This window comes from Agrobacterium sp. ST15.13.013 (genome assembly GCF_027956525.1).
GTDB lineage: Bacteria > Pseudomonadota > Alphaproteobacteria > Rhizobiales > Rhizobiaceae > Agrobacterium > Agrobacterium salinitolerans.
Genome location: NZ_JAQKGP010000002.1, coordinates 191841 through 204541, shown reverse-complemented (window position 1 = coordinate 204541; position 12701 = coordinate 191841). Strand labels below are relative to the sequence as shown.

11 protein-coding genes and 1 tRNA gene are annotated in these 12701 nt (G+C 59.1%); 5 read left to right on the top strand and 7 right to left on the bottom strand.

Annotated features, from left to right (window positions below):
* Positions 1-43: 43 nt before the first annotated feature.
* Complete coding sequence (locus PL597_RS02830) at positions 44-1291, top strand: AGE family epimerase/isomerase (protein ID WP_271364551.1); 1248 nt, start codon at positions 44-46, stop codon at positions 1289-1291.
* A 97-nt stretch (positions 1292-1388) separates the two neighbouring features.
* Here the strand turns inward: PL597_RS02830 and PL597_RS02825 are convergent, their stop codons facing one another.
* Together PL597_RS02825 and PL597_RS02820 are read right to left on the bottom strand one after the other, a co-directional pair.
* On the bottom strand, positions 1389-1949 hold the full coding sequence (locus PL597_RS02825; protein ID WP_271364550.1) for a dual specificity protein phosphatase family protein: 561 nt from the start codon (positions 1947-1949) through the stop codon (positions 1389-1391).
* Between the two features lie 208 nt (positions 1950-2157).
* Positions 2158-2610, bottom strand: a complete 453-nt coding sequence (locus PL597_RS02820; protein WP_269826274.1) for a hypothetical protein — start codon at positions 2608-2610, stop codon at positions 2158-2160.
* Between the two features lie 437 nt (positions 2611-3047).
* Between PL597_RS02820 and PL597_RS02815 the strand changes: the two genes are divergently transcribed.
* Positions 3048-3680: an outer membrane protein gene (locus tag PL597_RS02815; RefSeq protein ID WP_271364549.1), complete on the top strand. Its 633-nt coding sequence runs from the start codon at positions 3048-3050 to the stop codon at positions 3678-3680.
* A gap of 211 nt (positions 3681-3891) precedes the next feature.
* Positions 3892-4263, top strand: a complete 372-nt coding sequence (locus tag PL597_RS02810) for a hypothetical protein (RefSeq protein WP_173989803.1) — start codon at positions 3892-3894, stop codon at positions 4261-4263.
* 173 nt (positions 4264-4436) lie between these two features.
* On the opposite strand, the gene PL597_RS02805 is transcribed toward PL597_RS02810, so the two are convergent.
* Positions 4437-4512, bottom strand: a tRNA-Ile gene (locus PL597_RS02805).
* Positions 4513-4691: 179 nt separating this feature from the next.
* Between PL597_RS02805 and PL597_RS02800 the strand changes: the two genes are divergently transcribed.
* Positions 4692-5435 (top strand): SIMPL domain-containing protein, encoded by a 744-nt coding sequence (locus tag PL597_RS02800; RefSeq protein ID WP_137410729.1) that lies wholly within the window; start codon positions 4692-4694, stop codon positions 5433-5435.
* A 166-nt stretch (positions 5436-5601) separates the two neighbouring features.
* On the opposite strand, the gene PL597_RS02795 is transcribed toward PL597_RS02800, so the two are convergent.
* Both PL597_RS02795 and PL597_RS02790 read right to left on the bottom strand, forming a co-directional pair.
* Complete coding sequence (locus PL597_RS02795; RefSeq protein ID WP_137410730.1) at positions 5602-5937, bottom strand: hypothetical protein; 336 nt, start codon at positions 5935-5937, stop codon at positions 5602-5604.
* Between the two features lie 151 nt (positions 5938-6088).
* Entirely contained in the window at positions 6089-6511 is a 423-nt protein-coding gene (locus PL597_RS02790; protein WP_269826272.1) for a secondary thiamine-phosphate synthase enzyme YjbQ, read from the bottom strand.
* Between the two features lie 252 nt (positions 6512-6763).
* Between PL597_RS02790 and PL597_RS02785 the strand changes: the two genes are divergently transcribed.
* A complete protein-coding gene (locus PL597_RS02785; RefSeq protein ID WP_271364548.1) occupies positions 6764-9316 on the top strand; it encodes an HWE histidine kinase domain-containing protein in 2553 nt (850 codons plus the stop codon).
* Between the two features lie 20 nt (positions 9317-9336).
* On the opposite strand, the gene PL597_RS02780 is transcribed toward PL597_RS02785, so the two are convergent.
* A complete protein-coding gene (locus PL597_RS02780) occupies positions 9337-10260 on the bottom strand; it encodes a DUF930 domain-containing protein (protein ID WP_271364547.1) in 924 nt (307 codons plus the stop codon).
* Positions 10261-10456: 196 nt separating this feature from the next.
* Entirely contained in the window at positions 10457-12511 is a 2055-nt protein-coding gene (rpoD, locus tag PL597_RS02775; protein WP_077983090.1) for an RNA polymerase sigma factor RpoD, read from the bottom strand.
* Between the last annotated feature and the right edge of the window lie 190 nt (positions 12512-12701).

The following is a 12701-nucleotide window of genomic DNA, read 5'->3' as shown; positions in this document are numbered from 1 at the left end:
GCAAGGATATAAGCCGAAGCAGCAAACCGCATGGAGGACGAGAATGCCCGAGGACGATCACAACAGCCGCAACTGGAACACCCTGCCCTGGCATCGCCAATGGCTGGTAAAACAGGCCGAGGGACTTTTCGATTTCTTCCAGTATCGTGCCCTCAATCCTGCCGGCGGCTTCTTCGATCTCGACGCCAAGGGTGCGCCGCTGCAGCCAAACGACCCCGTGCGCGGCATTCACGCATCCGCCCGCATGGTGCATTGTTTCTCCATCGGCCATCTGCTCGGGCGTCCAGGCTGCGGCGATATCGTCGATCACGGCATGACCTATCTCTGGAACAGGCATCGCGACGGCGAACATGGCGGTTATTTCTGGCAGGTGAACGATGCCGGCCCAGTGGACGCCACCAAGCAGGGTTATGGCCATGCCTTTGTGCTTCTGGCCGCCTCTTCCGCGAAAACCGTCGGCCACCCTCTCGCAGACAAGATGCTGGCCGACATTACCGAGGTGCTCGAAACCCGGTTCTGGGAGGAAAAACACGGCGCCATCGCCGAGGAATTCCATCGCGACTGGTCGCCCATCGAGAATTACCGCGGCCAGAACTCCAACATGCACCTGACCGAAGCGCTGATGGCCGCCTATGAGGTGACCGACGACAATAGCTACCTCAGCAAGGCGGAGCGCATCGCCGATCTCGTTATCCGCCGCCGCGCCGGCGAGCTGGATTTCCGCGTGCCGGAGCATTTCGATGAGAACTGGACGCTCGACAAGGAGTATCGCGGCAACGAAATGTTCCGCCCCTCCGGCTCCACCCCCGGCCACTGGCTGGAATGGGCGCGTCTCATCCTGCAATTATGGGTGCTGGGAGAACGCCGCCATGACTGGATGCCGGTGGCCGCAAAATCGCTATTCGTGCAATCCATGGCGCTCGGCTGGGATCGGGAAAAGGGCGGCTTCTTTTATACGCTCGACTGGAACGACAATCCCGACAAGCGGGCAAAGCTCTGGTGGCCCATGTCCGAGGCGGCGGGCGCTGCCCACTTCCTCAACGAGAACCTGCCGGCAGATGGCTTCTATGAAGACAGCTACCGCCGCATCTGGAGTACGATCGCCAACAACTTCATCGACCATGAGAATGGCGGCTGGCATGAGGAACTGACGGAAGATCTGGTTCCCGCCCACACGCTGTTCCCCGGCAAGGGCGATATCTACCACGCGCTGCAGGCCTGCCTCATCCCGCTTTTCCCGGCGACGGGAAGCCTGACGAAGGTGATCAGGGAAAGCGGCGGGGATTATTAAGGCGTTGCCCAACCGTCCGTCGTGCCGGCCTTAAGCCGGCATCCAGCCACGGCGCCTCTGCGCCGTAAAAGAGTCTTTCTCGATCTACAGCGGCATCTCAAAACCCGATGGTTTCCTCGAAATCATCCCAGGACTGGTACATTTCATAGCGACCGACACCGGGGATCGGCACATGCCCGTAATAGGGTGAAAGCTGAAACTCGGCGGCCGCCTCGCTCTTGCCGGCGACGGCCGCCACGTAGATGGCGGAGGCAAGCCCGGTGCGGTTCGCACCGTGTTCGCAATGGATGAGAACGGGCTTTTCCGCATTGCGCAGCACCGCCGCCAGCGTTTCTGAATCCTCCACCGACACCTTTTCGCTTGAACTCAGCGGATAATCGACAAGCCGGATACCGTTGTTTTTCGCCGCAAGGCTTTCGGCCTCGTACCATCCCTCACGCTTTTCATCGCGCAGGTTGATGATCGTCTTGATGCCATAAGCCTTGGCATAGGCCGCGATGTCCTTGCCGCTCGGCTGGGCCGAACGGTAAAGCTCTCCAGGAATGACTTCGTGAAAATTTCCGGTGAGCTGGCCGATGCCCATATGTGCGCCCGCCAGAACCGGCAGGGCGACAAGGCCAATGGCGGTTATTTTCAGAAACTTCAGAACAATACGCAAAACATCAACCCGCGACATTCATCGAATGGAGGGGAGATGGCATCGCAAATGGACGAAAACAAGTCGGCGGCTGTTCCAGCCGGTTTCGTTGCGGAGGAGGAGAATTCGCCTATCCGCCCGGATCTGCCGTGATGCCCGGACTTTCCGCCTTCGCTCCTCGGCGAGACAATTTTCAAAATGCCGTGATAACCGCAGCCGCGTGAGCCGCTCATTCGAATTCTGCGGAAATGACGGTAACGCGCCACTCCAGCCGTTGCGGTTCTACGCTTTCATTGTTGCGCATACGGAACGCCCGGCAGGCCGAAAAAGTCTCCCCGGCCTCGATGCGCCTTTCGCTCACCTGATAGGGATCGAAGGAAACGGAGGCGCGGAAGGCCGGTTCAAACCCTTCAAGCGTATAGGTGAGCCGCTGCACCGCGACGTCATTGTCATTGCGGAAGCTGACGCGGATCGGCAATGCCGCATCCGGGCAGACCGAATCGAATACCGCGCTCGCGACGATATGGTCGAGCCGCTGGTTGCCGCGCCGCCAGTCATAAATCACAAAAGCGGCTGTGGCCGTCCAGATCAGCAGCAGGCAGATGACAACGGATTTGAGATGCCGCGGAAACGCAATGAGGGTGAGAAGAAGAATGGCGCTGAGAACGGCTCCGACAATCACGTCGCCCCTCCTCCGCTAAAATAAAGCCTCATGCGATCTCATCCTCCCATGCCCTTCCCATCCGCATCAATCCCCCTCACCGGGAGGCCGCAATGATGCAGTATCAACCGCAGCTTATGCCGCCGGCAATCCAACGCAAAGCGCCAGCGTCGTCTTCCACAACTCTATGGTCGCTCCCCCCGCTGTCAAGACAACCAAGCGTGACATCGACCGTCCACCGTACCGGACCTTTGCCCAAACGGCGAAGGGAACCAAACTCGGCTGAAGACGTTCGCCGCATCAGAACAGCATGGTGGGGCGATAAAAAGCCGCGATCCACGGCCGTACGGGCAGCAACGCCGGGGGACATGAGCGCCTCCTGGAACCACTGAACCGCGGCCCATATTAAAAGCAGCTAATCTATGCTATGGATGTCTGTCAGCTCAGGGAGAAAAACGATGAAAACGCTGATCGTAACGTCACTCATGGCCCTGTCGGCCAGCACCGCAATGGCCGCGGATGCCATCTACGAGACGCCCGCACCTCCGGTCGCGCAGGAAACCCTGCCGGTCTTCACCTGGTCTGGCCCCTATCTTGGTATTCAAGGCGGCGCGGGCTGGGCAAATGGTGATTTTTCGGCGGGCGGCCCGGTCGCCTCGGATGATTTCAACGGCGGCATTCTGGGCGCCTTCGTTGGTTACAACTACCAGTTCGACAATAATCTGGTGCTCGGCATCGAAGGTGATGTCGATTATAACTGGAACGACAATGACTATGCTGGCGTCAAGATCGGCACCGACTGGCAGGGTTCCGTTCGCGGCCGTGTCGGTTATGCCTTCGACCATGCCCTGCTTTATGCCACCGCCGGCTGGACCGCGACACGCGGCTTCATCGAAACGCCCGGAGCCGGCAAGGACAGCACCACCTTCAACGGCTACACCGTCGGCGCGGGCCTGGACTATGCCTTCACGGACAATGTGTTCGGCAGGCTGGAATATCGCTACAACGACTATAGCGACAAGGACATCTTCGGCATCAATACCGATGTCGACCAGCACACTGTCAAGGTCGGTCTCGGCGTGAAGTTCTAATCGCGACCGGTCGATTTCGCTAAAAGGCCCGGCCATCCGCCGGGCTTATTTATTGCTGAAAGCCTGCATCGGCCGCGATCTTCGCCGCCTGGGTTCAGGGAAATATGAACCGTGCAGAAATGAAATGTTCACAGGCCGTTCACCCGTCCCGTGCCATCATCCGGGCATAATGAGCCTCTATCTCCGCAGGCAGGCTTATGGAGTAGCCCCGATGAAAAAGATAATTCTTTCCACTGTTGCCGCGCTAATCGCCACCGGCAGCATTTTTGCATCCTATGGCACTGCTGCCGCGCAGGACTATCCCTATCGCCCGCGCTATGACCGTGGCTACGACCGCGGCGGCCCACCCCCACCGCCCTACCGCGAACACCGCCGCCACAATGACGGCGCAGCGATTGCCGGCGGCCTCGCCGCAGGCGTCATTGGCGGCCTGATCGGCGGCGCCATCGCCAACAGCAATAACGGCCCGCGCTACTACGAACCGCCACCGCCGCCCCGCCCCCGCTGCTGGTTCGAAGACCGCCGCGTGCCGAATTCCTATGATGGCGGCTGGCATACGGAAAGTATGCGGGTCTGTAACTGATATTAAAGCTTTCTCGATCCGGCTTGCCCCATCGGCACGCCGGATCGACGCAGATGCATTCATTCCACTTCCGGAATTTGCCACCAGCATAGCAGAGATCACGCCTCAGACGTGACAGACGCGCGCGCTCGAAGAGCAGCGAAACATCCCAAGCAATTGATGTTGAGAGAAAATGGTGGGCCCGGAGGGACTCGAACCCCCAACCAAGCGGTTATGAGCCGCCGGCTCTAACCATTGAGCTACAGGCCCCTTTCGGAAAATCAGTCCGAAGCACCGGTTTCGCAATGGCTCGAATCCGGTGGGTCACGCTCTAACGTAATTTTTTGAGCCCGACAAGCCAATGATGCTTTCGCAAAGCAGCGCCGCCGTATTAGCTACACAATCTAGGGCAATACCCTTCAAAGGGACTCAATCAACGAGGAAACACCATGAAGACAAAAACGGCTCGCCTTTTCGCACTCACCGCAATGACCGCAGCAGCCATGATGCCGCTCGCCGCCCAGGTTTCTGCGCAGGAAGCTTCCCCGCGCGAAGCCACCATCAGTGTTTCCGGTGAAGGCCAGTCGGCCATTGCCCCCGACATGGCGATCCTGTCCTTCAGTGTCATCAAGCAGGCGGAGACCGCGGCTGCGGCGCTGACCGAAAACTCCAAGGCGCTTGCCGATGTTCTAAAGGCGCTGAAAGAGGCCGCCATCGAGGACCGCGACCTGCAGACCAGCAACTTTTCGGTGCAACCGCTCTATAAGCACTATGAACCCAAGGACGGCGTCTATGTCGCGCCCGAGATCACCGGCTATCAGGTGTCCAACGGCCTGACCGTGCGGGTGCGCGACCTGAAAAAGCTCGGCGCGATCCTCGATACCTCCGTCAAGCTCGGCATCAACCAGGGCGGCGACATCACCTTCACCAATGACAAGCCGGAAGCGACGGTGACCGAGGCCCGCAAGCAGGCCGTCGCCGATGCTCTCGCCAAGGCGAAGACGCTGACGGAAGCGGCGGGCGTGAAGCTTGGCCGCGTCATTCAGATCAGCGAGAACTCGCAGCGCCCGATGCCGGTACCGGCGGGCATGATGCGTGCTTCGATGATGAAGGAAGCCGACAGCGTGCCGATCGCTTCGGGCGAGAACAGCTACAGCGTGGTGGTCAACGTCACCTTCGCTCTCGAGCAGTAAGATCGGCGGCGGGCGGCACTCCTGTGCCGCTCTTCCCCATCCGAAGTTTGGCCATTGGCATGATACAAAACGAAATGCCCCTCGCCTGCCTTTTTGGACAAGCGAGGGGCATTTTTTAATCGTTCCGCCGGACGGGGTATCAGCAGATCGATAAGGCTATACGCTGTTAGCGCCGGATCACCGGGCAACCGCGCTCATTGGCGAAAACGATGCGATCACGGCCGCGACGGTCGAAGCCTGCCACCACGACACGGCGCGGCGACACATCAACCACGCGGGCGCGGCGAAGACCCATGCGGCCTGCCTTTTCTTCCGCAAGCCAGGGCGAGCAGCCACGGCGCGGGCGATCCGGACGACCCCAGCCGGGGCGATGGCCATAACCATCCTGAACCTGAACCCTGAACTGAACGTCCGAGCCTGCGGAAGCCGCTGGCGCAGTAACGGAAATTCCACCGAGGGCGATGAGGGCAGCCAGGCCGGCTTTTGCGAAGGTGCTGAACATGAACTCACTCCGTTTGTTTCTTTGCCGACAGGGGAACATCCCCCGGCGATTGACGAGACCCTAGACCCGCCCGCCTGAATATTAACAGAACCGAATGTTCAGCAGGCGTTCAGGGTGCTTAACGCGAAGCATGGCGCTCTGGATCCGTATCTCAGGACGAGATATGCAGCACGATTTCGCGGCGATGCGGCTGGTCACGATGTTCAAAAAGATAAAGGCCCTGCCAGGTGCCGAGCACGAGCCTGCCGTCGCTGATCGGTACGCCAATGGAAACCGTGGTGAGCGCTGATTTGATATGGGCGGGCATATCGTCGGGACCTTCAAGCGTATGGATGATCCAGCGCATGGAGGGATCGTCGGAAGGCGGGACGAGGCGGGAGAAAAACGCCGTGAGATCGCGCCGCACATCGGGATCGGCATTTTCCTGAATGAGCAGCGAGCAGGATGTGTGCCGGACGAAGATCGTCAGCAAGCCTTCTTCCACGCCGGCGTGGCTGACGAACGCCTTGGTCTCGGATGTGAATTCATAAAGTCCCTGCCCCCGGGTTGCGACGATGATTTTTCTCTGCGGCACATTTTTTCCTTCACTGAGCTGGAACAAAATTGGCGATGCCAACGTTTCAGCATGTCAATTTGTATCCGATGACGTAAGGGATACGACAATAGCGTGACGACGGCCCATAAAGCAGAACGGAAAACCGGTGTCACAGTTGCAAAAAACGGGGAAGGGTTGGCACTGTCAGAATGAATTATCCAGGCTTACCCTTTTCTTTACGAACACAATGGTCCTCGTCCAAGACAGACACAGGGTGCGAAAGACTGATTCATGGCACCCAGTGATTATCATGTCGATCTGACCAATTGCGACCGCGAACCCATCCACATCCCAGGCTATATTCAACCGCACGGCTGCCTCATCGCCTGCGATAACGCCATGCGCATTGTGCTGCGGCATTCTGAAAACTGCCGCGAAATGCTGGGCGTCGAAGGCGACATCAACGGCAAAACCGCCGAGGAGGTGCTCGGCAAAAAACTTGTCCACGATCTCCGCAATGCGCTCACCGTCACCGGCAGAACCACGCGTCCCGCCATGCTGCCCGCCGTGGAAATGAGCGACGGTCGCGGCTTCGACATTTCGCTCCACCGCTACAAATCCACCACGATCATCGAATTCGAACCCTCCCGCAACGAGACGCAGCCGCTCGGCACCGCGCGCAAGATGGTGGACCGCATCCGCGAAGCGGACAGCGTCGAAAGCCTGATCTCCAGAACGACGCGGCTGATAAAGGCGACGCTCGGCTATGACCGGGTGATGATCTACCGCTTCGAGGAGGATGGCGCAGGCAAGGTCTTGTCGGAAGCGAAGCAGCCGGAGCTGGAAAGCTTTCTCGGGCAATATTTCCCCGCCAGCGACATTCCGCAGCAGGCCCGCGCGCTTTATCTCAAAAATACGCTGCGCATTATCTCGGATGCCAGCGGCGCCCGTGTTCCCGTCCTGCCGGTTGTCGATGCCTCCGGCGAGCCGCTCGATATGTCCTTCGCGCATCTGCGCAGCGTCTCGCCCATCCATTGCGAATATCTTCGCAACATGGGTGTTGCGGCTTCCATGTCGATTTCGGTGATTGTCGACGGTGCGCTATGGGGCCTGATCGCCTGCCACCATTATTCCCCGCGCGTGCTGACGATGCCAGTCCGGATCGCTGCGGAAATGTTCGGGGAATTTTTCTCCATGCATTTGCAGGTTCTAAAGCAGAAGCGCAGGCTCGATACCGTCAACCATGCCCATGCCGCTCTTGACCGCTTCCTTCAGCTTGCCGCCCATCACGCCAACATTGAAGAACTGCTGGTCGACAGCTTTCAGGATTTTGCCGATCTGATGCCCTGCGACGGCGTTGGGCTCTGGGTCGATAACAACTGGCACGGCCATGGCGCAACGCCGCCGCATAATGCCATTCCAAGGCTGGCGCGTTTTGTCGCTTCGGCTTCGGAAGGCAAGGTCTGGGCGACGCATGCGCTATCGCAGGCCATACCGGAGGCGGAAATCTATGCCGGCACGGCAGCTGGAATGCTCGCCATTCCGCTGTCGCAGGTGAAAAACGACTATCTGCTGTTTTTCCGCAAGGAGATCGTGCAAAATCTGAACTGGGCCGGCAATCCTGAAAAATCCTATGAGACCGGCCCGATGGGCGACCGCCTTACCCCGCGCAAGAGCTTTGCGATCTGGAAAGAGACGGTCCGCTTGCAGGCGCAGCCCTGGTCGGAAGCCGACCGGGAGATCGCGGAAGCGGCGAGAATTGCGCTGGTCGAGGTCGCATTCCATCACAGCGAGCTGATGGCGGGCGAGAGGGAACGCGCGGAAGTGCGTCAGCGCATGCTGAACGAGGAGCTCAACCACCGCGTCAAGAATGTTCTGGCCATCATCAAATCGCTGGTCGGCAATCCCTCGCAGGAGGGCAAGACCTTGCAGGAATATGTGACCGCCCTGAAGGGCCGCATTCAGGCATTGTCCTTTGCCCATGACCAGATCATTCGCGGCGAAGGCGGCGGCGCGCTGCGCGATCTGCTGGAGGCCGAATTATCGCCGCATCGTTCGCCGGAAACGACGGTGAAGCTTGAAGGCCCGCAGATCACACTCGATTCCCGCGCTTTCTCGGTGATGGCGCTGGTTCTGCACGAACTGGCGACAAATGCCGCCAAATACGGCGCGCTTTCGCAAAATGGCGGGCAATTGCATGTGCGCTGGGACATCAACGAGAACCGCGATTGCGAGATCGAGTGGCGTGAAATCCTGCCGACCAAACTGCCGACGCCGTCGCGCGCCGGTTTCGGCACGGCGCTCATCAGCCGCAGCATTCCTTATGACCTCGGTGGGCGCAGCACCATGCGCTATCTGCCGGATGGGCTGGAGGCGGAAATTTTCCTGCCCTCCCGTCACGTCTCGTCGGCCACGGCAAGTACCGACACGCGAACCGAACTTGAAATTGCGCCGCAGCCCAGACGCTATAACCGGGAGGAGCCATTGAAAGTCTTACTCGTCGAAGACCAGATGCTCATCGCCATGGATGTCGAGAACATGCTGGAAGACAACGGCATCAAGGCGATCGAAACCGCAACCTCGTCGGCCATGGCGCTTGAAAAGCTGAAAAGCTATGTGCCTGACGTCGCCATTCTCGACATCAATCTCGGCTCCGATACCTCGATCCCGGTCGCCCGCGAACTGCACCGCCGTGGCATTCCGTTCATGTTCGCCACCGGTTATGCGGATGGCAGCATGGTGCCGGATGAATTCGGCGCCGTGCCTGTCATCAGGAAGCCTTATGATGAGGATGCGCTGATGGCGGGCATTGGGCTGCTGATGGGGGATGCGGAGCGGGTGTAGGAGATTGATGCGAACCAGCCCTACTGAAATCTTGTAAAGCCGCGCTTTTTCGCGTCTTCCGGGCTGACCTCATTCCCAATTTTAAACCGGAATTCCGTCACCGTGTAATTTTCCAGATCGACTTCACACTGGAACGAAACGTCATGCCAGCCATTGCCCGTGTTGAACGCGCCGCCGGAAGCATCGATCGAGTTACCGGAAATCCTGCCGCCCGTGTCCGAATAGGGGATCATGCCCCTGGCGGCAAATCCTGCGCTCTGAATCTGGGCCAGGGCTTCGGTGCTGCAAAGCTGAACGACGCGGCGACGTGGTGGCAGATCGCCAAACATCTGACGTCTCTGGGCCGGTGACAGCATGGACGAAGACAGGAGGTTTTTGGCCGCCGGAAGTTTTACGGGTTTCTTTTCCGTCACTTCCGCCGGCTTTTCTTCAGTTGGCTTGGCCTGCGGTACAGGCGGCTGATCGGGCTGCGTTTCTTCCTTCACGGGTGAAACCGCGATTTCACCCTGTGCGGCGGAAGCCTGAAGATCGCTGTTGGCGGCAGGAGCTGCGGGCTTTTCCTCAGCCGTTTTTTCAGGCTGGCTTGCAGGCTCTTCGGAAGGCTCGGTCTTTTCCGCTTCCTCCGTCTTGCCCGGCTTGTCCTCGGGATCCGCCCGCGTTTCCTCAGGCCGCATGGCGATGGCCGGTAGCGTCGCCTGTGGCGGCGGCAAAGTTTTCGCGTCTTCTGCCGGAGGAGCTGGCGGCGGAGGTGGCGGAGGTTCTGGCTTTTCCTCTTTAGCCTTCTCTTCACCCGGGGGAGGGGCCTCTTCCGCCTTTTTTTCCTCGGGCGGCGGCACGAGTTCGACGCTGACGCTCTCCGGCTCCTGCGGTTCGGCTATCCGCTCCGGCAATTCAAAAAAGAACAGTGCGACAACGGCCAGATGCAGCAGCACGGAGATGGGCACTGCCCATCCCTTCCCTTTCCACCTGCTTGCCGAAACCTGTTGCATCAATCGAACCAAATCGAAACCGAGCATTTCCGGCAAAGCGGAAAGCGATATGTTTCACACATAGGGCTTGTCGCAGAGTTCGCCAGTGCGGGAAACAAAAAACCCGGCCAGAGGTGACTGACCGGGTTCAATTTTAAAAGAAATAAACAGCTTAGCTGTCGAGGAAGCTCCGGAGCTTTCGCGAACGGCTCGGATGCTTCAGCTTGCGCAGCGCCTTCGCCTCGATCTGGCGGATACGTTCGCGCGTCACCGAGAACTGCTGGCCAACTTCTTCCAACGTATGGTCGGTGTTCATGCCGATGCCGAAACGCATGCGCAGAACACGCTCTTCACGCGGCGTCAGCGAAGCGAGAACGCGGGTGGTCGTCTCGCGCAGGTTCGCCTGAATGGCGGCGTCGATCGGCAGCAGCGCGTTCTTATCCTCGATGAAGTCACCGAGATGCGAATCCTCTTCGTCACCCACGGGGGTTTCGAGCGAAATCGGCTCCTTGGCGATCTTCAGAACCTTGCGCACCTTTTCAAGCGGCATGGCGAGCTTCTCGGCCAGCTCTTCCGGGGTCGGTTCACGGCCGATCTCGTGCAGCATCTGGCGCGACGTGCGAACGATCTTGTTGATCGTTTCGATCATATGCACCGGAATACGGATCGTGCGGGCCTGGTCGGCAATCGAACGGGTGATCGCCTGCCTGATCCACCAGGTCGCATAGGTCGAGAACTTGTAACCACGGCGATATTCGAACTTATCAACCGCCTTCATCAGGCCGATATTGCCTTCCTGAATGAGATCGAGGAACTGCAGACCACGGTTGGTGTATTTCTTCGCAATCGAGATCACCAGACGCAGGTTGGCCTCGACCATCTCCTTCTTGGCGATCCGCGCTTCGCGCTCGCCCTTCTGCACCATCGAAACGATGCGGCGGAATTCGGCGATGGAAATGCCGGTTTCCGTGGAGAGGTTCTGGATTTCCTGACGGATTTCCCGGATCGTGTTGCTTTCCTCGCGAGCGAATTCCTTCCAGCCGCGGGCGGCCAGATTGGCAATCGATTTCATCCAGTTCGGATCGAGTTCCGCACCGTGATACTGCTCAAGGAAGCTGTCACGCTTGACGCCATAGGATTCGGCAAGGCGCAGCAGCCGGCCTTCATTCTGCATCAGGCGCTTGGAAATATCGTAGAGCTGCTCGACAAGGCTGTCGATACGGTTCTGGTTCAGCGACAGCGACTTGACGGCCGTGATCAGCTGATCCTTCAGTTCCTTGTACCGACGCTCCTGGCCGGAAGACAGGGTGCCGGTGCAGGCGAGACGCGCTTCCACCTGCTGATCCTGAAGCTTGCGCAGCTTCTTGTAGGTGTCGGCGATGGTGTCGAGCGTTTCCATGACCTGCGGGCGCAGTTCGGCTTCCATCGCGGCAAGCGAAAGATTGGACTCGTCGTCGTCCTCTTCTTCCTCTTCCGGCGGAAGGCCGTCACCACCCACATCCGTCACGTCATCGTCACCGGAAGGTGCACGCAGCTTGCGGGTCTTTTCCTTCTCTTCGGCGGCCTTGCGGTCGGCCTCGATCTTTTCCGGACTCTGGAACTGGGGCGCCGCCTTGGCTTCCGGACCGGAATAGGTGGTTTCGAGATCGATGATCTCACGCAGCAGCGTCGTACCTTCGTTGAGTTCGTCGCGCCAGATAATCAGCGCCTGAAACGTCAGCGGGCTTTCGCACAGGCCGGAAATCATAGTTTCACGGCCGGCCTCGATGCGCTTGGCAATGGCGATTTCGCCTTCGCGCGACAGAAGCTCGACGGAACCCATCTCACGCAGATACATGCGCACGGGGTCGTCAGTGCGGTCGGTCGGTTCTTTCTTCTTCGCGGTCGCAAGCGCGGTGCCGCCGGAAGGAGCGAGTTCGCCGCCCTCGGATTCCTCACCATCGGAATCGCCGTCGTCGTCACTGCCGGCAGCTTCCTCGGCGTCCTCGTCCTCGATGACGTTGATGCCCATGTCGGACAGCATCGCCATCGTGTCCTCGATCTGCTCGGAGGTCACCTCTTCGGACGGCAGGACGGAATTCAACTCGTCCATCGTTACATAGCCGCGCTTCTTGGCGGCCTTGATCATTTTCTTGACCGCGTCATCCGAAAGGTCGAGAAGCGGGCCGTCCGTCGCACCGTCGCGTTCGTTTTCTGCTTCTTCGTTTTCTTTGACTTTGGTTGCCATCTATCTCGTCGCTTTCCCTGACGCTAACACCTGTTCCGCAGCATCGCCGTCCGCCCCTTGAGCATCCAGCGTTTGCCGCGAATCACTGTCAGACACCTAACGGAGTGATCTTTAATTGCCGATTAACCACGGCAGCCTCAGGCAGAATGCAAAGACAGTGCACCCGGAAATGCTTGCTCATGCAATTTCT